Source organism: Enhygromyxa salina (genome assembly GCF_002994635.1).
Classification (GTDB): Bacteria; Myxococcota_A; Polyangia; order Nannocystales; family Nannocystaceae; genus Plesiocystis; species Plesiocystis salina_B.
This window is the reverse complement of sequence record NZ_PVNL01000087.1, coordinates 1-21,760: the sequence shown is the minus strand read 5'-3', so window position 1 is coordinate 21,760 and position 21,760 is coordinate 1. Positions and strand designations below refer to the sequence as shown.

The 21,760-nt window shown below is 67.7% G+C and carries 16 protein-coding genes and 1 pseudogene; 5 read left to right on the top strand and 12 right to left on the bottom strand.

Features of this window, described 5'->3' with window-relative positions; translation table 11 throughout:
* Window positions 1-511: 511 nt before the first annotated feature.
* Window positions 512-943, bottom strand: coding sequence for a hypothetical protein (locus ENSA7_RS21905; RefSeq protein WP_106091270.1), 432 nt, complete (start codon window positions 941-943; stop codon window positions 512-514).
* A 460-nt stretch (window positions 944-1,403) separates the two neighbouring features.
* Here ENSA7_RS21905 and ENSA7_RS21900 point away from each other — a divergent pair, with 460 nt between their 5' ends.
* Window positions 1,404-1,619, top strand: coding sequence for a hypothetical protein (locus ENSA7_RS21900; RefSeq protein ID WP_106091269.1), 216 nt, complete (start codon window positions 1,404-1,406; stop codon window positions 1,617-1,619).
* A 108-nt stretch (window positions 1,620-1,727) separates the two neighbouring features.
* Here the strand turns inward: ENSA7_RS21900 and nhaA are convergent, their stop codons facing one another.
* The 7 genes from nhaA to ENSA7_RS21865 all read right to left on the bottom strand — a co-directional run bounded on the left by nhaA (window position 1,728) and on the right by ENSA7_RS21865 (window position 9,319).
* Entirely contained in the window at window positions 1,728-3,149 is a 1,422-nt protein-coding gene (gene nhaA / locus ENSA7_RS21895) for a Na+/H+ antiporter NhaA (protein WP_106091268.1), read from the bottom strand.
* A 118-nt stretch (window positions 3,150-3,267) separates the two neighbouring features.
* Entirely contained in the window at window positions 3,268-4,500 is a 1,233-nt protein-coding gene (gene nqrF, locus ENSA7_RS21890; RefSeq protein WP_106091267.1) for an NADH:ubiquinone reductase (Na(+)-transporting) subunit F, read from the bottom strand.
* Between the two features lie 99 nt (window positions 4,501-4,599).
* The gene (gene nqrE, locus ENSA7_RS21885) at window positions 4,600-5,199 is read right to left on the bottom strand and encodes an NADH:ubiquinone reductase (Na(+)-transporting) subunit E (RefSeq protein ID WP_106091266.1); all 600 of its coding nucleotides are present in this window, start codon (window positions 5,197-5,199) and stop codon (window positions 4,600-4,602) included.
* A gap of 3 nt (window positions 5,200-5,202) precedes the next feature.
* Complete coding sequence (locus tag ENSA7_RS21880; RefSeq protein WP_106091265.1) at window positions 5,203-5,826, bottom strand: NADH:ubiquinone reductase (Na(+)-transporting) subunit D; 624 nt, start codon at window positions 5,824-5,826, stop codon at window positions 5,203-5,205.
* On the bottom strand, window positions 5,826-6,671 hold the full coding sequence (locus ENSA7_RS21875) for a Na(+)-translocating NADH-quinone reductase subunit C (protein WP_106091264.1): 846 nt from the start codon (window positions 6,669-6,671) through the stop codon (window positions 5,826-5,828). The genes ENSA7_RS21880 and ENSA7_RS21875 overlap by 1 nt, the downstream gene beginning before the upstream one ends.
* Window positions 6,671-7,927 carry an NADH:ubiquinone reductase (Na(+)-transporting) subunit B gene (locus tag ENSA7_RS21870; RefSeq protein ID WP_106091263.1) on the bottom strand — a complete coding sequence of 419 codons (1,257 nt, stop codon included), beginning with the start codon at window positions 7,925-7,927 and terminating at the stop codon, window positions 6,671-6,673. Before ENSA7_RS21870 ends, ENSA7_RS21875 begins: the two co-directional genes overlap by 1 nt.
* Window positions 7,928-7,933: 6 nt before the next feature.
* Complete coding sequence (locus tag ENSA7_RS21865; protein WP_106091262.1) at window positions 7,934-9,319, bottom strand: Na(+)-translocating NADH-quinone reductase subunit A; 1,386 nt, start codon at window positions 9,317-9,319, stop codon at window positions 7,934-7,936.
* Between the two features lie 234 nt (window positions 9,320-9,553).
* Here ENSA7_RS21865 and ENSA7_RS21860 point away from each other — a divergent pair, with 234 nt between their 5' ends.
* Both ENSA7_RS21860 and ENSA7_RS21855 read left to right on the top strand, forming a co-directional pair.
* Complete coding sequence (locus ENSA7_RS21860) at window positions 9,554-10,558, top strand: threonine ammonia-lyase (RefSeq protein ID WP_181233985.1); 1,005 nt, start codon at window positions 9,554-9,556, stop codon at window positions 10,556-10,558.
* Between the two features lie 48 nt (window positions 10,559-10,606).
* The gene (locus ENSA7_RS21855) at window positions 10,607-10,960 is read left to right on the top strand and encodes a (2Fe-2S) ferredoxin domain-containing protein (protein WP_146157983.1); all 354 of its coding nucleotides are present in this window, start codon (window positions 10,607-10,609) and stop codon (window positions 10,958-10,960) included.
* Between the two features lie 218 nt (window positions 10,961-11,178).
* On the opposite strand, the gene ENSA7_RS21850 is transcribed toward ENSA7_RS21855, so the two are convergent.
* From ENSA7_RS21850 to ENSA7_RS21835, 4 genes are all read right to left on the bottom strand, one after another.
* Window positions 11,179-12,141 carry a hypothetical protein gene (locus ENSA7_RS21850; protein WP_106091259.1) on the bottom strand — a complete coding sequence of 321 codons (963 nt, stop codon included), beginning with the start codon at window positions 12,139-12,141 and terminating at the stop codon, window positions 11,179-11,181.
* Entirely contained in the window at window positions 12,119-12,385 is a 267-nt protein-coding gene (locus tag ENSA7_RS21845) for a hypothetical protein (protein ID WP_146157982.1), read from the bottom strand. Before ENSA7_RS21845 ends, ENSA7_RS21850 begins: the two co-directional genes overlap by 23 nt.
* Window positions 12,386-12,695: 310 nt before the next feature.
* Window positions 12,696-13,721 (bottom strand): succinylglutamate desuccinylase/aspartoacylase family protein, encoded by a 1,026-nt coding sequence (locus ENSA7_RS21840; RefSeq protein WP_244923869.1) that lies wholly within the window; start codon window positions 13,719-13,721, stop codon window positions 12,696-12,698.
* Window positions 13,718-15,256, bottom strand: a complete 1,539-nt coding sequence (locus tag ENSA7_RS21835) for an ATP-grasp domain-containing protein (protein WP_244923868.1) — start codon at window positions 15,254-15,256, stop codon at window positions 13,718-13,720. The genes ENSA7_RS21840 and ENSA7_RS21835 overlap by 4 nt, the downstream gene beginning before the upstream one ends.
* 152 nt (window positions 15,257-15,408) lie before the next feature.
* On the opposite strand from ENSA7_RS21835, the gene ENSA7_RS21830 reads away from it, so the two are divergent.
* Window positions 15,409-21,483 carry a translocation/assembly module TamB domain-containing protein gene (locus ENSA7_RS21830; RefSeq protein WP_106091257.1) on the top strand — a complete coding sequence of 2,025 codons (6,075 nt, stop codon included), beginning with the start codon at window positions 15,409-15,411 and terminating at the stop codon, window positions 21,481-21,483.
* A 51-nt stretch (window positions 21,484-21,534) separates the two neighbouring features.
* Window positions 21,535-21,760: pseudogene (locus tag ENSA7_RS21825) on the top strand (hypothetical protein); the annotation flags it as partial.

Genomic DNA, 21,760 nt, shown 5'->3' with positions numbered 1-21,760 from the left:
GGGTGGCGTGGGGCGGCTGAATATTGTTGGGGCCGAGGACGCCGAGATTCTGCTGTTTGATTTGGCCTGACGGCCTTCCTGGATCAATGCATCGTGATCACCTCGCCGCCGGTGATCACGATGCACGATCGACCGATTGTAGCCAATCGGGCCCCCGCCGGGCGTTGCGGGGGCGTCACGGTGGTGAAGTCCCGCGGAACGTGCGGGGGTCCTCGTAATCGTAGGGATCATTGGGATCATTGGGATCATTGGGATCGACGAGCGGCAGAATGTACGGATCCCCGGGACGGGACGGGTCGCGCTCGCCACGTCGCGAATCCGCTGAGCCAGCTCCAGGGGCAGCGTCGGCCCGGTCGGTGATCCACAACGGATCAGCCTTCGGCGCGACGACGAAGCGGCGCGTGGTCGCGTCGTCGTCGCCAGCCCGAGATTCCAAGCTGGCGCCCCCAAGCCGCCACGCACCCCTGCCGCGTCGCGCACGCAGGGGCGCGGGGCATCACGACGCTTCGGGCTACTTCTTGGGCGCGACGACGACTTGCTCGAGCACGCGTGTGCCGATTGGAGCGTTGACCGAAGCATCTTCTTCCATCGTCACGAGGATCGTCATGCGATCGTCCGCGAACGTGGCCTCGAGGCTGCCGCTGCGCTTCTTGGCGTTGTAGTCGAGGATACCGATCTTGAACGGATCTTTGCCGTCCGCGGTGCCCCACACCACGTAGGCCTTCAAGCTGGCGTCGACGCGCGAGGGCGGGGGCATGTGCTCGAAGTTGAAGCTGATCTTGCCGTTGCCGGTCTTGTCGAGCGAGAGCACGAGTTGCGCCTGCCCAGCGTTCGCGGGCGAGGTGGTCTCGACGTCGTATTTTTGCTTCTTGCAGCCGCTCACGGCGACGATCGGCAAGATCAAGAGCGTGGCGGTCAGGAGGGAGCGTGCGGGGAATGCCATTTCGGGCGCACCATAGCAGCAGTTTTGCGGCTGTCCTATCGCGCAAGTCGCGGTCCCACGTCGCTCGAGCATGCGCGTCGCGGCAACGCATGAGCAGGCTCATCTTCGCGAGGCTGGACTCGCCGAGCCATACGTTGCCCGGTTCACTCATGGCTTGTTGCTCGAGCGCCTGTACCGAGAACGATTATTGAGGGTATTGGCATATATGGGGCGCAGCTTGACGGCGCCGCCACATTGCACCATTGGGAATTGCCCCAGCTGTGCGTCGATATTGTAGGTACGTCGCCGGTTGAAGTCGCAGCGTGGCGCCTGGATCAGGCAGTGGAAGCCCGACGCGCTCGCCGTGTGCCCTCGCTACGCTGTCTGATCTTGGTCGCCGCAGTGATCGCTCGGTGGTCTAGCCGCTCACGCGACACGCGAACCGCCGGGTCGCCTCGCCGAGTTCGGGGATGACTGGTCGATGTTCGGCGACCAGTTCGTCCCACTCTCGGATGGTCGCCTGCTCACCCTGGTCTCCGGCGACGTTTCCGCGTACCTGGGCGTGCTCGATCCGACCGCGGGGACCCTCGAGCAGTACGGACCGGAGCCGAGCACTCGGGCGGAATTCGACGGCTTTGGCGAGCGCGTGCTTCTGCACCGAAGCGGCGACACCATGCTCTGGGGCGCCTTGCCCTGATCGTTCAGCCTGATCGCGTAGGTCGCATGTGACACAGGGTTTGCCCACCTCGAGTCGAAACTCGCCCCGCCCCGCTCGACCAGACTGTCCCGGCGCGTACATGCCCGATCACGTCGGCGAGGCACGCGACTCGCTCGGCCGCAGCAGCGCGTACCCTGTCCCGGTACCGAGCGCCGCGGCGATAAATGACCCCAACAACACGGCCAGCTTGATCCGATCCAACCCACCCCCGGCCGTGAACGCCAGCTGAGCGATGAATAGCGAGACGGTGAAGCCCACGCCAGCGAGCATGCCGACGACCGCGAGGTGCCTCCAGCCAACGCCCTCGGGCAGCTGCGCGAGGCCGGTCCGCAACGCCAACCACGCGGCCAGCAAGAACCCGACGGGCTTGCCGATCGTCAGCGCGACCACGATCGCCAAGCTGGCGCCCAGCGTGACCAACGATCCCAGCGCATCGGTCGTGATCGGCACACCTGCGTTGGCCAGCCCAAACACGGGCAAAACCAAGTAGCTGACCCACGGCGTGACCCGCCGCAGCTCGCGGTCGGCGGGAGCCTCGTAGCCGACCGTGAGCTCCTCGAGCTCGGCGAGGTAGGCGGCCTGGCGCTCGAGCAGCTCTTCGTACTCGTGACATTCGGTATCCTGACCGGACTCCTCGAACTGAGCGAGCCTCGCGTCGAGATCGCTGATGTGCCCGCTGACCTCGTCGAGCCGCGCGACCAGATCTTCGCGTGAGAACAACGAGTGGCTCGGCGCCAACATCCCCAACACCAGGCCCGCGACGGTCGAGTGAATGCCACCCTGCAGGACGCTGGCCACGAACCCCGCGCCGAGCAGCCAGTAGATCAGCTCGCCCCGCACGCTCAACCACCGGCAGCTCAGGATCAGCAGCAAGAACCCCGCAGCCACGACCAGCGCGGGCCACGAGAGGTGGGCGCTGTAGAACACCGCGACGATCAGCGTGGCGCCGATGTCATCGATCGCGGCGAACGCCAGCGCCAGCACCTTGACCGAGCGCGGGGCCCGATCGCCGAGCAGCCCCAACAGCGCCAGGGCAAACGCGATGTCGGTGGCGACCGGGATCGCCCAGCCTCGGCTCTCGGGGCTGCCGTGGGTGAAGGCCAGGTAGCAGCCCATGGGCACGACGATGCCGCCGATCGCAACGGCGAGCGGGAGCGCGGCGCGGCGCCAGCTGTCGAGCTCGCCGTGGACCAGCTCGCGCTTGATCTCGAGCCCGGCGACGAAGAAGAACAGGGGCAACAGCGCGTCGGTGACCCAGCGGTTGAGCGGCTCGGTCCGCGAGAGCCAGCCCAGCGACAGCGTCAGCTCGTGCCGCCACAGCGCGGTGTAGCCAGCGCCGGGGATGTTGGCCCAGATCAGCGCGACGACGGCCGCGATCAACAGGGGCCCGCCCGCGATCTCGCCGAGGTGCAGAAACCGGGTCAGGGGCAGCAGCGCCCGGACCCGCTCGGCGCTGCGAGCACGGGTCTCGAGGCGACTGCGCAGCCGCGAGCGGTGAGCGATCGCCATCACCACCCGACATGCACCGCGCGTGCCTCAACGGAGGGGTATGGCGCGCAAATGAAGACGGGCGAGGCCCGAAGACCCCGCCCGCTGGCGATTCAACCTGGCTCGAGCTGACGAGCGCTCAGCCGAAGTCGTCGAACATCACGTTCTCGGGCTCGACGCCGAGCTCGAGCGCCATCTTGATCACGGCCGCGTTCATCATGGGCGGCCCACAGATGTAGAACTCGCAGTCCTCGGGGGCCGGGTGGTCCTTGAGGTACATGTTGTAACAGACCTGATGGATGAAGCCCTTGGGCCCGGTCCAGTTGTCTTCCGGGAGCGGGTCGGAGAGCGCCAGCGTCCACGTGAAGTTGGGGTGCTCGGCGGCGATGCCGTCGAAGTGATCGATGTAGAACGCCTCGGTCATCGAGCGGGCGCCGTACCAAAAGCTGACCTTGCGCTTGGTGTCGAGCCGCTTGAACAGGTCGAAGATGTGCGAGCGCATCGGCGCCATGCCGGCGCCGCCGCCGATGAACACCATCTCTGCGTCGGTGTCGCGGGCGAAGAACTCGCCGTAGGGGCCCGAGATCGTGACCTTGTCGCCGGGCTTGAGGCCGAAGATGTACGACGACATCTGCCCGGGCGGCAGGTGCGGCTCGCGGGGCGGCGGCGAGGCGACGCGCACGTTGAGCATGATGATGCCGCGCTCCTCGGGGTAGTTGGCCATCGAGTAGGCGCGCACGACGTCCTCTTCGACGACCGACGTGAACCGCCACTGGTCGTACTTGTCCCAGTCGCCGCGGAATTTTTCTTCGATGATGAAGTCTTTGTAGTGGACGGTGTGCGGCGGGCACTCGATCTGAATGTAGCCACCCGCGCGGAACGGGACCTCTTCGCCCTCGGGCAATTCGAGGATCAGCTCCTTGATGAAGGTCGCCACATTGTGGTTGCTGCGGACCTTGCACTCCCACTTGCGGACGCTGAAGATCTCGGGCTCGACCTCGATCTTCATGTCCTCCTTGACCTTGACCTGGCACGAGAGCCGACAGCCGTCGCGCATCTCGCCGCGGGTCAGCCAGCCGACCTCGGTCGGGAGCACGGCGCCGCCGCCCGAGTGGACGTGGACCTTGCAGACCCCGCATGAGCCCATGCCGCCGCAGGCCGAGGGAATGAAGATCTTGTTGGCGGCCAGGGTGTTGAGCAGCGTCGAGCCGGCCGGGACCTTGAGCGCCTTGCTGGCGTCGTCGTTGACCAGGATCGTGACGTCGGCGGTGTTCACCAGCCGGCTGCGCGCGTAGACGATCACGACCACCAGCGCGAGCACCACGCCGACGAACATGCCGGTCGAGAGCGCGACCATCATGGCGTCGGACATCGGCGCGGCCGCAGCTGCCGCGGGCGCCTCGTAAAGCGCGAGGGCACCAAGGGACAGTAGATGTGCGGATAGAGCTGTGAGCATCGTAGGGTTCTCTTCCTACAACGAGATGCCGCCGAACATCATGAAGCCAATGGCCATGAGCCCGGTGACGATGAAGGTGATGCCGAGGCCCCGCAGGCCCGCGGGGACGTCGGAGTAGTGCATCTTCTCGCGGATCGCCGCGAGCGCGACGATCGCCAGCGCGAAGCCCAGGCCCGAGCCAAACCCGAACACGGCCGAGTCGACGACATGGTAGTCGCGGTCGACCATGAACAAGCTGGCGCCCAGGATCGCGCAGTTGACCGCGATCAGCGGGAGGAACACGCCGAGCGCCGAGTACAGCGCGGGCGCGTGCTTCTCGAGCGCCATCTCGACGATCTGGACCACGGCGGCGATCGTGCCGATGAAGGTCAGGAAGTTCAGGAACGACAGATCAATGCCGTTGAGGAAGTACGAGTCTTCCTTGAGCAGGCCGTGATAGATCGCCGAATTCAGCGGGCAGGTCACGGCGAGCACGAACACCACGGCGGCGCCGAGCCCGGCGGAGGTCTTGACCTTCTGGGAGACCGCCAGGAACGAGCACATGCCCAGGAAGTAGGCGAGCGCCATGTTCTCGATGAACACGGACTTGGTCAGGAGACTGAGAAAGTGCTCCATGGCTTACTTCTCCTCCACGAGCGTGGGGTTGATCGTGCGCATGATCCAGATCGCCACGGCGATCAAGAAGAACGCGGCGGGCGACAGGACCATCAGGCCGTTGGGGGTGTACCAGCCGCCCTCGGTGACCAGCGGCATGACCGAGATGCCCAGGACCTTGCCGGCGCCGAACAGCTCGCGGACGAAGCCGACGGAGATCAGGATCAGGCTGTAGCCCAGCCCGTTGCCGACCCCGTCGATGAAGCTTGGCCACGGCTCGTTCTGCATCGCGTAGGCCTCGGCGCGGCCCATCACGATGCAGTTGGTGATGATCAGCCCGACGAACACCGACAGCTGGGTGGCCACGTCGTAGACGAAGGCCTTGAGCACCTGGTCGGTGATGATCACCAGCGAGGCGATGATCGTCAGCATCACGATGATGCGGATGCTCGACGGGATCCGGTCGCGGATCAGGCTGATCGAGAAGTTCGACAGCGCGACGACCACCGTCAGCGCGATCGACATCACGATCGCGGTCTCGAGCTTGCTGGTCACCGCCAGCGCCGAGCACACGCCGAGCACTTGCACGGCGATCGGGTTGGAGTTCAACAGCGGGTCGAACAGGACTTCCTTAGCTTTTTTGGCCATTAGGTGCCCTCTGGTTTGGCTGGGGTGTCAGTGCTGGGGCTGGAGGCCGCTTCGATGATCGGCGGTGGCCCCTGCTCGCGGACCTTGGCGAGGAACGGGCCGAAGCCGTGCTCGCCGAGCCAGAAGTTCATCATGTTGGTGACGCCGCGGCTGGTGATCGTGGCGCCGGACAGCGCGTCGACCTGGTGCTCGCCGCGGGCGTTCTTGACGACCGCGATCGCAACGTCGGCGCTGCCCTCGGCGAACGCCTTCTTGCCCTTCCACGAGCCCTTCCAGACCGGGTTGTCGACCTCGCCGCCAAGCCCTGGGGTCTCGGCGTGCTTGTAGTAGGTGATCCCCGAGATCGTGGTCCCGTCGGCCTCCATGGCCAAGTAGCCGTACAGGAAGCCCCACAGGCCGTAGCCCTCGATCGGGATGATGATCTTCTTGACCGCGCGCTTGTCGTCGACCAGGTAGTAGATCTTGCCGATCTCGGGCAGGAACCGGACCTTGGCCTCGTTGGGTGGCGCCGTGTTGCCGGCGGCCTGCGCGGCGCGCATCGGCTCGTACTCGACCGGACCGACGCCGTCGACGTCGGCGACCGGCTCGCCGGTCTCGAGGTTGATCAGCTGCGGGACCAGGCGCTCCTCGAACAGGCCCTGAATCTCGGCGTTGGCGAGGTTCTGATCGGGCCGCAGCAGCCCGGCGACGTCGAGCACCTTCTTCTGGCGATCGACCGTGGCGTTCTCGGTCTGGCGATCCTTGAGGAAGATCGCGGCGCCGGAGACCCCGAGCGAGCACACCAGGCACACCGCGATCGCAAACCCGGCGATGTATCCGGGGGTGTCTTTCTTGGACGTGGCCATCAGTGCGCCTCCTTCCCGGCTTCGGGCAACCCAGCGTCGTAGCGAGCGTTGCGGCGCTTGACGTTGGCCTGGACCACCACGTGGTCGATCAGCGGCGCGAACATGTTCATGAACAAGATCGCCAGCATCATGCCCTCGGGGTAGCCGGGGTTGACGACCCGGACCAGGACCACGAACACGCCGATGAAGAACCCGTAGACCAGCTTGCCGATGTCCGTGAACGCGGACGAGACCGGGTCGGTGGCCATGAACACCATGCCGAACGCCCAGCCGCCCAGCACCATGTGCCAGTGCGGGCCCATGTCGAACATCGGGTTGGTGTCGGAGCCGATCGCGTTGAGCGCCAGCGCCATCACCACGGTGCCGCCGATGACGCCAGCCATGGTCCGCCACGAGCCGATCTTGGTCGCGACCAAGATCACCGCGCCGACCAGGCACAACAGCGCAGAGGTCTCGCCCATCGAGCCGGGGACCACGCCGATGAACGAGTCCATCCACAGATCCGAGTTGGCCTCGAGCGCGGCCATGCCCTGGTTCGCGTCAGCGGCGACCGCCAGCCAGGTCGCGCCAGTGAACACGTCGGTGTTCTCGGCCGCGACCCACACGGCGTCACCCGACATCGCGGCCGGGTAGGCGAAGAACAGGAACGCCCGCGAGACGAGCGCCGGGTTCATGACGTTCATGCCGACCCCGCCGAACACCTCTTTGCCGAGGATCACGCCGAACGCGATGCCGACCGCGACCATCCACAGCGGGATCGTCGGTGGCAGCGTCAGCGCGAACAGGAACCAGGTGACGAGGAACCCCTCCGTGACCTCGTGGCGGCGAACGATCGAGAAGATCAGCTCGATGTGGCCGCCGATGATCCCGACCGTGAGCCAGACCGGGACGAAGTAGAGGAAGCCCAGGAACCCGCAGGCGAACGGGTTCGCCACGCTGTACTCGAGGCCCAGCGCCTCGAACACCCAGCTCTGCCAGTTGGCGAGCGGCGCGGCCCCCTGCCCGATTGCGAGCGCGGCCTGGTAACCGGTGTTCCAGCAGGCGAACAGACAGATCGGCAGCAGCGCGAGGACGACCGTGATCATCATGCGCTTCTGGTCGAGCTGATCCCGCACGTGCGAGGCGGCCTTGGTCACCGTCGCGGGCGTGAACAGGATCGTGTCGCCGGCCTCATAGGCGGGGTACAGGGCTTCGTACTTGCCGCCCTTTTCAAAGTGGTGCGAGACCTTGTCGAGTTGGTGGCGCAGGAAGTCCATCAGCGGTCAGCCTTCCTTCCAGATGGTTTCGAGGTTTGCCCGCAAGATCGGACCGTAGTCCTGCTTGCCGGGGCACACGAAGGTGCACAGCGCGACGTCCTCTTCGTCGAGCTCGAGCACGCCGAGCTCTTCGGCGCGCCCGACGTCCTTGACGAGGATCGCTCGCAGCAAGAACGTGGGGAGGATGTCGAATGGGAACACCCGCTCGAACATGCCGATCGGCACCATGTAGCGGTGCGACCCGTTGAGCGAGGTCGTGAAGTCGAAGGTCTTGCCGGGGGTCAGCGCCGAGGCGTAGGCACCCGAGGTCGAGAACATGTCGAAGCCGGGCTTGACCCAGCCCAGGAACTCGCGCTCACGGCCCTCGCGCAGCGCGCTGATCTGCAGGTGGTAGCGACCGAGGTAGCCGTGGACCTCGCCCATGGCCGTCCGACCGGTCAGCACCGAGCCCGAGATGACGCGGTTCTCGACGTCGGCCAGCGCACCGTCGACGAGCTCGTCGACGCAGGCGCCGAGCCGGGAGGTCAGCAGCTTGGGCGCGCGCACGGTCGGACCCGCGAGGCTCACGACCCGCTCGACGTCGAGCGTGCCGGTCGCGAACAGCCGGCCGATCAGGATCACGTCCTGGTAGCCGAGGTGCCACACGGTCTTCTTGCGGCTGACCGGATCCAGCGTGTGGATGTGGAGCCCGACCGTGCCCGCGGGGTGCGGGCCGTGAAATTCTTCGAGCTGGACGTTGGAGATCTTGCCGGTTGGGATCTTGGTCCCGGCGCCCTTGCACACGTAGACCTTGCCGGCCGTCAGCTTGGCGACGACGGCGAGCCCCGCCTCGAACTGTTTTTCGCGACCGGCCAGCACCTTCTCGACATCGGGCGCGTGCGGGTTGGTGTCCGACGCGGTCACGAACACCGAGTGCGGCGCGGCCGAGCTCGGGGGCGGCACGCGACCAAACGGCCGGGCACGGATCGCCGTCCACATCCCCGACTCTTGCAGCAACGCGACGACCTGCTCGCGCGAGAGCTTGTCGATCGCGGTGCCCTTGGCGTAGCTCTGAAACGTCTGAAGATCGTCCGCAGTGGGCTTTCCGTCGCGCTCTGTGGCGGTCAGCTCGATGACGACCGACTGCAGCGCACGAAACTCGCCGCGGTTGATCGCGGTGACCTTGCCGGCTCCCGGTGCGGTGAAGCGGACGCCCTCGCTCTTGCGGTCCTCGAACACCAGCTGCCCGCGCTTGACCACGTCGCCGACCTTGACGTGCATCCGCGGCTTCATGCCTGGATAGTCCGCGGCGAGGATCGCCACGCGGGTGGGCTTGGGCGCAGCGGCGACCTGTTGCTGGGGCGCGCCGTTGATCGGCAGGTCCAGGCCCTTTTTGATCGTGTGTACGGCCATGTCTGAACGGCTGCGGATCGGTCCGCAGGCGGCCGCTTTGTACCCGCTCCAACCCGTCAACGGAAGCGCCGTCGCCCCATCGAATCGGATTTGTCGCACTTGGTTTGTCGGCGGCCGCTCGGCTCGGATGTTCGATCCTGCTCGGGCGCATCGAACGCGAGACGACGTGCACTACCCTGCGCATTGAGCTAGCTCACCGCTGCGGATGTCTGTGGATCTGCGATAGTCGAGCGGGTGAGCGACAAGGGTCCGATCTCCATCGACGCGATTCGAGCGGCCCGCGCGGCGATCGACCCGTGGATCGTCGAGACCCCGCTGTGGGCCTGGCGCAGTCCCACCCTCGAGGCGCTGCGGGGCACCGACACGCCCGTGTGGCTCAAGCTCGAGCTGCTGCAGCGGGCCGGCAGCTTCAAGTCCCGCGGCGCGCTCACGGTCATGCGGACCCTCGACGCGGACGCGCTCGCCCGCGGCGTCACGGCGATCAGCGCGGGCAACCACGCGATGGCGGTCGGCTACGCGGCGCGGGTGCTGGGCACCACCGCCAAGGTCGTGATGCCCAACAACGCCAACCCCGGCCGGATCGAGGGCTGCCGTCGGTTCGGCGCCGAGGTCGTGCTGGTCGCGGACGTCCACGCGGGCTTTCGTCTGGTCGAGCAGATCGCCGCCGACGAAGGTCGCACCTTCGTCCACCCCTTCGAGGGCCCGCTGACCGCGCTGGGCACCGCGTCGGTCGGGCTCGAGCTGATCGAGCAGACCCGCGCGCTCGGGACCGAGCTCGACGCCGTGATCGTGCCGATCGGCGGCGGGGGTCTGTGCGCGGGCGTGGCCGCGGCCGTCAAGCTCGCCGCCCCGGGCTGTGCGGTGTTCGGCGTCGAGCCGACCGGAGCCGACAGCATGCACCGCAGCTTCGCCGCTGGAGCGCCCGCCTCGATCGACGCGGTGCGCACGATCGCCGACAGCCTCGGCGCCCCCTATGCCCTGCCCTACAGCTTCGAGCTGTGCCGCGCGAACGTCGACGAGCTGGTCCTCGTCGATGATGACCAGCTGCGCGAGGCCATGCGCCTGCTGTTTCGCGACGCCAAGCTCGCGGTCGAGCCCGCCGGAGCAGCCACCACCGCCGCCCTGCTCGGGCCGCTGCGGGATCGGCTCGCGGGCGCCAGGGTCGGCGCGATCGTGTGCGGCAGCAACATCGACGAGACCACCTTTTTTAGTCTGCTCGCCGATCAGCCTGGACGTTGATCGAGATCACTGCGCCGGGCGCCGGAGTAAAAGAAGTTGGCCGCGACGATGACGACCCCAACCCGGTTTCAGATCCTCGTGTGCGACGGCCCGAGCTGCGGCTTGTGTCTCGACAGTGAGGCGTTGCTCGAGCACATCCACGCCCGCGTCGCCGCCTCGGCTCAGCTCGAAGGCCGGGTCCACGCGATCAACCTGACCTGCTTCGGCCGCTGCGACGACGGGCCCAACATGTTGGTCCGGGCGGTTGGTGAGGATGAGGATCCCGAGCTCGAGCCGGATCTCGACGCGCTCGTGGCCGTGCGGGGGCTGTACCTGGGGATGGACAAGGCCCGCGTCGACCGCGTGCTCGACGAGCACTGCGAGACTGGCCAGCCGATTGAAGACTGGGTCGACGTCTATTAGCGACGGCCCCCGGACATCCGGATCGGGCGCCGGGTGTTCAACAAGCCGCGCTCGGAGGCTGCTCGATGCTCGAGCCTCGCATGCCCGTTTAGAGAGCACCTCGGGGTAGTGAGGCAGATCACTCAGCCGGACTGGGTGCCCGAGCGAGCCCAGTGCCACACCGGCGGCTATCAGCTCCGTTGTCGAATCATGAGCTCGACTCGGTATGGTTGACGCACTCACTCGGCGACCAGGCATGAGCGCAGAACCGAGGCACCAGCCGGCTCGTAGTAGACACCCGCAGTGCGGACCCGCCCCTCAATGTCGCGGGTCAATACCTCATGAGCAAAGTGACGGTAGTCATGGATGGCGCCATCGGCACGATCGAAGGTCCAGCGGATAGTGGCATCAGCGGCCAAGCTGCTGATCCAGCCCTGTCCGATGAGTGCCCCCGAGGTGTCGGTAGCAGTTCGATTTCCCGCGATCAATACGCCTTCTACGTCAGCCAACAAGTCGCCAATCGTGTCGAACTGGGCCTTGTCCGTACTCCAACTCCAAGGTGGCGGAGCTTGCACCGGCACCACCCATCCCGTGGAGAACGCTGCAACATCGTGAGGCGTGGTATTGCCGCCCACAAACCAGTTGCCCACGCCATCAGCGACGATCTCAGTGGCGCCTCGCACGTACTCGGGGTCGGGCGATGGCCCGACGAGCGTGCGTCGGAGTTCGTGGCCCTGCAGATCGAAGTGAACCACCAAGACGTCGGTCGACGCGAGCAACATGATATCTTCATCATGGTTCGGGCTCGTGCTCACGATCGCCGCGACTGCTACCTCGTCCTGATGGCGAGCGATCGCGTAGACCTGGTCACGATAGCCAAGGTGATCTTCGAGCAGGACGTCGCGAACTGAGTCCCCGACGGGATCGTAGAGCCCAACCCACGCGTCCTCGCCGAGGGACCCCGCCAGCCAAACCCCTCCCGGCGTGGACTCGATCGCGTAGACGGTGACGTCCTCTCCAGCCTCCGACTCCACGGCGGTCGTGGCCTCGAGGTTGCCGTCGAGATCGTAACGCAGCAGGCGCCCCCTGGCCGACGCGTTGACCCCCAGCGCCCACGCGCCCGTAGGACCGGCGTCTGCGAGATCCCTGGCGGCGCGTCTGTTGTCGGGACCCCGGATGTCAGAGGCAGGTGACCGTTCCACCTTCCTTCAGCCAATCTGCGGCGCAGTAGAGGACGATTTCACAACTGTTGATGCTCTCCTTTCCGATGGCGACGCACCCCTCGCCGCTGAGCGGCTTGGTGCTCGCCACCTCGGAACAGCAGAAGTGTTGGTCGATGGGCCTCACCTCTTCTTGGGTGATGTCATCGGGCCCATCCTCGCTGGGGTGGTCAGTAGCGCCGCACGTAGCGGCCAGTACGGTGAGCAGGATCGTCCTGGCGAACATGCAGGAATCCTGGGCCTGGTCACGGGTGCCATCCATGCCTGACGCAAAGGCTTCGCCAGTCCGAGGTTGTTCAGCAGCGTCCCCGTTACCATGCCCAGACCGATCCGGTGAAGCAGCGCCAGCACTGCTAGAATCCCTATTCGGCGGCCACGAATAAGAGAAACATCCATATCACCCAAAGCGCTTGATCGGCGACCGCTGCGGCGGGCTTTTCTGTGGTGCGGCCTCAATACCAATCAACGCGGCGACACACCGAGACCTCGAACGCCGGTCCCGCCGCGGCTGACCCAGCGGATCGTTCAACCGAGAATCAGCCAGCGACCGCGGAGACGCCCCAGCGCTCGAGCTGGGCGCGGGTGGCTGGCACGCCGATGTGGGCCACCCGGGCGCCGGTCTGGCAGATCGGATTGGTGCTGCGACCGACGACGACCCCAGTGACCGCGCTGCGGTACTCCGCGATGAGATCACCGAACACGTTCGAGACCCGGGCGATGACCTCGCCCTCCTCGACCTCGTCGCAGACATCGGGAAACACCTCGAGCAGACCGCCATGCTGGGCGTAGACCCAGCGCGAGCTGGTGCAGAACACCGGAGGATCGCCGGGGGGATCCATGTCGATGGAGAGCATCTCGAGGGTCGAGAGCACGTTCTTGATGCCGGCCAGCGAGTCGCGGATCAGGCGGGGCTGAAACCGCAGCGGGTTGCCGACCTCGACGGTGATCGCCACGATGTCGCGGTCGGCCGCGGCCTCGCGCAGGGTCCCGTCTCGGGCCTCGTTGTGGACGACGATCTCGGGGTGCTGCAGCGCGGCGAGCTTGGCGGTCTCGCGCTGGTCGAGGTTGGCGCGCACGTACAGCGAGTTGATCCGACCAAAGCTCGCCGTGTGCAGATCGATCAAGTACTCGAACCGGCCCACGATGCGATCGAGGAACCGGTGGGCGTAGACGTCGGCCGCGTTGCCGTCGGGCCGACCCGGCATCACGCGGTTGAGATCGAAGCCAAAGAAGGTCCGCTCGTTGGCCAGGTACGCCGGCAGATTGACGATTGGGACCCCGACGATGGTCCCGCGCAGCTGCTTGGGATCGATCGAGTCGAACAGCTGCTGGATCACACGGATCCCGTTGACCTCGTTGCCGTGCACGACCGCCGTGACCCCAAACACCGGGCCCGGATCGAGCCCGCGCGCGACCAAGATCGGCAGCTGCACGGCCTGCCCTGCCCCATCGTGGATCAGCTCGACCGCGGCGCGGCTGCGCTCGCCGACGGGGAAGTCGTCGATCTGCAGGCGATCGACGACAGGACAGGCGTGCTGGGACTGAAACCTGACGTGGGTCAACCGAGGATCTCCGCGATCAGGGCGTCGTCGTCGTTGAGCGAGCGAAACAGCTTGGTTCGCAGCGCGCCCTTCTTGTTGATCAAGCGCTGGGCCATCTGGTCGATCGCTACGGTCGACAGCACGGTCTGGATATAGGCTTCGATCAGCTCGTCGATGCCGACGCCGATCAGGTTGAAGTCCTTGCGATCCATCAACAGCAGCCGGGCGGTGTCGCTGTCCCAGCCGCCGCCCTCGCGCTTGATCGAGAGGTTGGTCCCGAGCATGTCCCAGCTCGAGTACTCCCCGAGCTTGGACATCAGCGGCGAGCGGGCGCGGCGGGCATAGATCACCAGCGGACGAAAGCCCCCCGGCCCGGCGCAGACCATGACGCGCAGATCGGCGACGAAGATGTTGCCCTTCTTGTTGGGGATCGTCCCGACGTGATAGAGCCGCCCCGCGCGGGTCTGCGAGCTCCACTGCGCGTTGCCGATCAGGCTCTGGACGATGAACCGCTCGTACGGGTAGTCGGCGGCCATGAACGCGTCGAGCTCCTCCTTGGAGGTGATCGTGTAGACGCCCTGGCCCGCGTTGCTGTAGGGGATCTTGATGACGGCGTGGCCCCCGAGCCGCTGGACCCACAGCGGGATCTCGCGCTTGGACACGTCCCACATGGTCTCGGGCGTGCGAATGCCCAGTCCGGTGCCCATCAGCGTGCCGTTGTAGAAGTCGTAGGCCTTGGCCGCGACCATCTTGTTGCGACCGCCGGCCAGGCACGAAATGATCGGGTTGAGAATGACGGTCTTGGTCTGGATCGGCAGCCGGTTCCACGGGCGCTGGGTCACGTAGCGAAACGCACAGCGGATCGGAACCCAGTTGTCGCCCGCGTCGCGGATCTCGAGCACGCCGTTGACGAACCGGCAGCGCGGCTCCTCGGCGTCGCTCCCCTCGCCCGGCTTGCGCTGGCTGACGTCGGGGAACTCGACGAGGTGGACCGGCTCTTGAAACAGATCGGCCATCGCGGCGGCGTAGCCCGACGACTCCATCGGGTTCTTGTCGTAGATGACCGCGAGCTCGCCGGGCGGCAGTCGGCGCCCGCGGAGCAAGGGCATGAACGCCCGCTCGAGGTTCTTGCGGTAGCCGAGCTGATCGTCGTGCTCCTCGAAGCTGGGCATCGACTTTTGGCCCGAGGGACACGAGTTGGTCTCGACCACGACCATGTGGCGACGGCCGGCCTCGGTCGTGACGTGCAGCAGGTCGGCGCCCGACCAGCGAAAGTGGCGGGGCTCGGTGTTGAGGATGTCGGCCAGGGTCTCGGGGCTGACCCGGGGGTTGAGGTGGCAGTAGCGGTTGATGATCCGGTCGTTGCTCAGGGCCAGGAAGAACCGGACCAGGGGGTGCAGCTGGGCGTTGAGCACTCGTGGATAAAAGTGCCGATCGGCCTCGAAGGTGCCCGGCTTGACATAGATGTAGCTCTGCACCCGCGTCGGCTCGATCGCCGGGTCGGGCCCGACGTCGAGCTGCTCCTCGGGGGCCTGCGGCGCATCGGGCGTGCTCATTGGGCGGAAGCTAGCACTCTTGAGCCAGCCGGGGCGCCGATTTTTATGGTCAGCACCCACCCGGAACCGTCACCGCGCAGGCCGCGGCGTCGGCTCTCGACGCGCCCGCAGTCCATCGTGACAGCGGGTTCCGAGTGCTAACCTCAGGCCCAGTGACCTTGCCCGACAGCTGGCAGGCCGAAGCCGATCTGCTGGCTGACGGCCGCGAGAAGCTCGAGCACCTGTGCGCCACGACGCGCTACCGGCACCTGTTCCCGACTGGGCCCAACGTGGCCCTGTTGTTTCACGCGTATCAGGAGCTCGATCGCTGGCGCACGGTCCATCGCCGCTCCAGTGACAAGCCGCGCCAGCGCCGTCGTGATCGTCGCCGCTTGTTTCGGCTGCTCAAGCGATCGGTCCGAGCCGACGCGATCGCCCGCGACCGTCGACTGCGGTGGCACTACCCGCTCCCGCGCCCGCTCCCGCTCCGCGCTCAGCCGCCGCCGATCGTGCTGGGGGCGTTCGCGGAGGTCGACGTCGACGCGCGCGCCGAGGTCGAGGCCGTGGTCCACGGTGGGCCGGGCGTGCCCCCCGTCGCCGCCGCCAGTCAGGTCCAGGGTCGCAGCCGCCGGGGTCTCCAGCAATTTCGCGACGCCCTGATCAACGCCGCGCTCAAGCAGCCCGCCCAGATCCCCCGCCTGCACCCGCAGTACCTGCAGTTCATGGCCTCGCCGCAGCCGACGCGGCGCAAGCACCCGGTCGCCACGATGCTGCTCGTCAAGCTGCCGCTGCAGCTCATGATGATCCTGCTGTTGGTGTTCAACCTCGCGTACCTGGGCGCCTACCACTTCTTCAACGATCAGCGCCTCGCCAGCTTCTTGACCGACAAGATCGGCGGCCTGATCGACGGTGAGCTGACCTTCGGCAGCCTGCACTGGGGCCCGATGCTGCTCGTCGATCTGATCACGGGCCAGCCGCACACCGTGCACGGCTACGACCTCGAGGTCTGGGAGGGCTTCAAGATCGACGAGCTCGACAAGACCCGGCGCACTGCCTACGCCGAGCACGTCGAGGTCGAGCTGGTGATGCACGAGATCATCCCGTGGAACCGGCTGGGCGTGCCGGGGCTGCTCGAGATCCCCTGGGTCCTGCACTTCGAGGAGATCCACAACCACGGCGAGCTGTGGGTCGACGTCCGCAGCTATCAAAACGAGCACCGCGACGATCAGTGGATGCTGAGCCTGATCAACGCGTTCGACACCTACGCGGATCTCCACCCGCCGCCCGAGCTCAAGAAGCTGTCGTTTCAGATCGATCACGGGCAGCTCAACGGGCTCGCGCTGCTGATCGATCTCGAGGAGCGCTCGGGCTGGTCGACCAAGCTGGACTTCGAGCAGATCGAGATCGGCCTCGACTTCGAGGGCTGGGCTCCGGCCGCCTACGCCGACGCGCCGGGCCAGAAGCCCGAGACGCTGCCGCTGCGCTACGAGGTCTCGGCCCGCGGCGGCCAGGGCAACGTGGTGATCACCAACATCCACGACGGCCCGATCGAGGTCGCGCAGCTGCGCACGCTCGAGGTCGCCTCGGGCATGAACTACCGCCCGATCGGCGATCTGTGGCTCCGCGGCGACGCCGATCTGGGCGGCTCGCCCGCGGTGTTCGAGGGCCGCTTGATCGACGTGTTCGGCGATCTGCGCTTTGATTTTGGGCTCGGGACCACCGACGTCGGCCCGCTCGTCGAGGTCCTGCTGCCGCCCAAGATCGACGACGAAGGTCGGACCCGGACCATGGTCGCGGCCCGCGGCTCCCCGGCCAGCCTCAAGGCCAAGGGCCCGACCGACGATGTCGTGCTGCAGGCGGTCGGCCAGAACCTGACCCTGGATCTGTTCCCCGAGCCAGCCTGGGCGCTCGACGACGTCGACGTCTCGCTGTCGCTGTCGCTCGATCCTCGCCCGGAGCTGTGGTCGGATGTCGCGGCGGAGCTCGAGCGCAGCCGAGATCCGCTGAACATTGAAGCGAGCACGACCGAAGATCCGCTCAATCAGTTCACCAGCGCCGAGTCGTGGACCTCGGAGCCCGACGATCCCGAGCGCTGGATCGTCTACCTCGACACCTTCCGCGGATCGGTGCTCGACGGCAGCGTCCGGCTGCATCGACGCTCGGGCCAAGATCACATCGTGCTGCCCCAGGACGACGAGCCGTGGCTGGTCTCGATCTACCTCGACATGCTCGGCGTCAACCTGGGCCAGCTGACCCCCGAAGACCCGCAGCTCAGCGGGCTGCTGCAGGGCACCACGACCGGCGGCCTGCAGATCCACCAGGTCGTGCTCGGCGAGGCCGGCCTCGACCACGCCGAGGCCGAGCTCAACGGCGTCGACATCACGCGCGACCACGGCCCGGCCGACGACCACCTCCCGCGCAACATCCGGGCCGACGGCGAGGTCATCTGGGACGCCGTCGACGGCCTCGATCTGCGCGGCCTGAGGATCGGCGTCGACGGCGGGCAGCTGCGCCTGAGCGGGGGGCTCGACGCCAGCTTCACCGAGCTCGACCCGACCACCGCGAGCGTGCGCGTGGACAACGGCGAGGCGTTCCTGCGCGCGTTCGGGATGCCGCGGTGGTTCGACACCCTGGCCCTGGACTTCGCCGGCAGCGGACCGCTGACCAACCCGCGCGGGGCCGGGGTGCTCGACGTCGCGGGTGCCGGCTCCGGGGCGCTCGCGGTCGACGACATCCACGCCGCGACGCTCGAGTTCAAGGCCGGCACGCTGTCGCTGAGCAGCCCGAGCGTGCAGATGCTGGGCGGCCGCGGGCCGCTGTCGGCCGACCTGGTGCTGCTCGGCCGCAACGGCAAGACGCTCGCGGATCCCAAGCTGCGCGTGGCCCTGCGCCTCGACGACATCGACCGTGAGGACATCCTCGGGACCGGGATCGGCGCGCAGCAGGCGACGATCGAGCTGGTCCTCGACGACGGCACCGAGGAGAAGCGACCGCTCCCGCTGTCCGAGCTACAGGCCCGCGGGGGCGCCTACGCGCAGACCCTCTCGATGGCCGGCGTCGACTTTCGCGACGCCGAGGCCAGCTTCGCCTTCACCCGCGAGGGCATCCAGATCGATCGGATGAGCCTCGCCTACCACCGCCCGATCAGCCCCTCGCTCCACCAGCGCGCGACCGTGCCGATCGGCCGCGTCGCGGTCACGGGCACGGTCGGCTTCGACGACGATCCCAAGCTCGCGCTCGACGTCCGCGCGTTCAACCTCCCACTCTCGGCCCTGGCCACCGCGCTCGACGTCGACATCCCGATTCACGGTCAGATCTCGCAGGGCAGCCAGCTCGACGTCAGCGGCAGCCTGCGTCGACCCGACATCGGCGGTCAGCTGGTGCTCGCCCAGCTCGCCGCCGCCGGGGTCCCGCTCGGCGGCGGCGTGCTCGAGTTCTCCAGCGAGGATGTGCCCTACCACAGCGCGGATCTCGAGCAGGGCCGAGCGGCGACCGGCGCTCACCGCCAGGTCCGGGTCGGGGGCTCGCTGTCGGGCCAGCGCGGCGCCAGCGAAGCGAGCACCAGCGAGGCTGAGCTCGACTGGCGCATCGACGCGACCGTGGCGTTTGGTGGCGGCCGGGACAACCCGATCGAGGCCACGATCGACCTGGGCTTCGCCCACCTGCCGCTCGACACCCTGCTCGCCCACCCGAGCCGTCAGCACTGGCGCGAGCAGATCGTCGGCGGGCTGCACGATCTCACCGTCCAGACCCGCTACTGCCCCAGCCACGAAGATCGCCAGACCCCGCTGCTGCTCGCCTGCGCCCAGCTCGACCCCAACGATCCGCGCAAGCTGGCCGGCAAGACCGTCAGCGTCGATCTTCGCCTGGCGCACCTGTGGTACCGGGGTCGGCGTGACGGCGGCGCCGTCAGTGGCGGCGACCCCTGCCTCGAGCGCGACACCACCTGCTCGGTCAACCCGCTGTCGGCCCGGCTCGACGGCAGCCACCTGAGCCTCGCCGAGCCGTGGCGGATCCGCAGCGGCGGCAAGCAGGGACCCGAGCTGGTGATCGACGGGACCTTCGACCTGACCGGCGAGACCGAGCCAGGCGACGGCCCGGTCGCCGCGCGAGCCGCCGAGTTCGACCTCGCGGCGTCTCATCGCTGCGTCCCTGGGATCCCCGACAACGCCAGCCTCCCGCCTGGGACCAGCGCGGCCACGGTGATCGGCGGCCTCGACTTCAGCGCGATCGCGCCGTTCCTCGGTCAGCTCGGGGTCGACAGCCCGATCGGTCGGCTCGCGATCGATCTGGCCGTCAGCGGTGTCATCACGACCCCGACCGTGACCGGCTTCGTGCGGCTCCCCGAGGGCGAGCCGATCGAGCTGAACCTCGCCGACGACGAGGTCGACGCCCGCGGTCGTCGCCGCTCACGTCCGATCCCGATCGAGATCTCGAAGTTCGATCTGCGGATGGCCGGCGGCACCGTCTATCTCGACAGCACGATCGCCATCTACGATGAGGTCCTGCGGATCGGTGAGATCAACAACCGCGCGAGCTTCCTCGATCTCGCCGGACCATGCACCGGTCGGTTCGCGGTCGCGGCCGCCGGCAACCTCGACGGCGCGCTGTTTCGCCGGCTGCTCCCGGACGTGATCGAGAGCTCCGGCGGCGCGCTCGAGATCCGCAGCTTCCACGCGGCCGGCAGCCTCGCGCAGCTCGACGCGTACCTCGCGGATCTCGACGCCCGCCAGCAACGCGAGGCGCTGGACGGCCTCGACAGCGGCCTGGGAGCGGGCGCGACCTTCGAGATCCGCGAGCCGCCGCTCGACACCCTGTCGGCGACCCTGAGCCTCGAGCGCAAGGCGATCCGCCTGTCGGTCGCCGAGCTGGGCGAGGTCCGGCTGGCGTCGGGGCTCGTGGAGGTGCGCCAGTGCACGGCCGCGCGCCCGTGCCCGGTGATGACCGACGCCGGCGCCACGGATCCCGACGGCGCGCGCCGCCGCCGGGGCGTGGCCGTGTGGATCGCCGGCCGCCGCTCGGCCCAGTCCAAGGCCCGGCCCAGCGACGCGCTGACGCTGCGGGTCGGCGACCGCGGCCGCGCGGATCTGTGGGGCGAGCTGATCCTGGCCGACACGCTCGACGGGATCGAGGCCGCCACGGTCACCGCCGCCGCCAGCAACTTCCCGCTGACGCTGGCCGACAACTCGGGGCGCACCCAGCTCGAGGCCGCGCTCAGCAGCGATCGCGTCCAGTTCGAGACCGACGGGGCCAACGGGCGGATCAGCGGTGACGTGCTGATCGATCGATCCACGTGGCTACGCGACGCTCGCCAGGGGATCGCGGTGCTCTCGTTCGCCGATCCCAACCCTGCCCCGCCCTCGCAGCTGCCCGCGTTCATCCGCAACCTCGAGCTCGATCTCCACCTGCGCACGGGCGCGCCGTTTCGGATCGACAACAACGTCGCCAAAAAATTCGAAGCCCGGGCGGATCTGCGACTCGGCGGCAGCGTCGGCGATCCCGATCTCAACGGCACGATCGACGTCGAGCGCGGCATCATCGACATCGACATCCTGGGCGGGGCCTACGACGTCACCCACGGGCGCGTCCTGGTCATCCACGACCTGTATCAGAGCAAGGTCGCGCTGTCGGCCGTGCGCCAGCAGCAGATCAAGGTCAACAATCAGCTGCTGACCCTCAACCTGCACCTGACCGGCACGCTCGACGCGATCCAGTGGGAGTGCACCGCTCCGGGCGACACCTCCGGCGCGCTGGCGACGGCCCGCGGCTGCGTCGACTATTTGATCTTCGACGCCGGCAACACCGATCTCGCCGCCTCGGACGTGCGAGACAGCCGCAGCAGCAACAGCCTGCTCGGCACCCGGTTCTTGCCGCTCGCCGGCCGGCTCGCCCAGGTCGATCTGACCGAGGCGCTCGAGCGCGAGATCCCACGCGCGGCCCACTACCTGCCCCCGATCCGGATCCGCGTGGACCAGATCGGCGTCGTGCTCGAGGCCGAGACGCGGCCCGAGTCGGGTCGGTGGGGCTGGGGTCGCATGGGGCTCAACGTCCAGTACACCCGGGGGTATCCTGGCTCGGTCGTCCGTGACAGCCGCTCGTTCTCCGGGCGCGTCGAGATCCTCGAGAACGCCGCGCTCGAGGCCGCCTTCGGGCTCCGCACCTACTCCAACCGTGTGCTCATCGTCGATCCACCCAACTATCGCTCGATCCAGTTCCGCCAGCGCCTGGTGGCGCCGAGCGCCCGCTGAGCAGAGGTCCGACCGTCGCTGAAGGCTCGACCGTTGCTCATGATCATGCGCGTGCTCAACCCAGCAGGGGCCGGGACCCAAAGCCGCTCACCCAGCGGTCTACGGCGTCTCGTCGGGTGTCCACGTGGCGGGCCCGCGCTCGCGCTGGTGTTGCTGTGTGTGCTCGCGCTGGTGCCGAGCTCGAGCCAAGCCGGGCCGCCCGAGCTCGACGAGTCGCCGGCCACCGAGTCGCCCGCCAGCGACGACCAACCCAGCCCCGAACCGCCCAGCCCCGAAC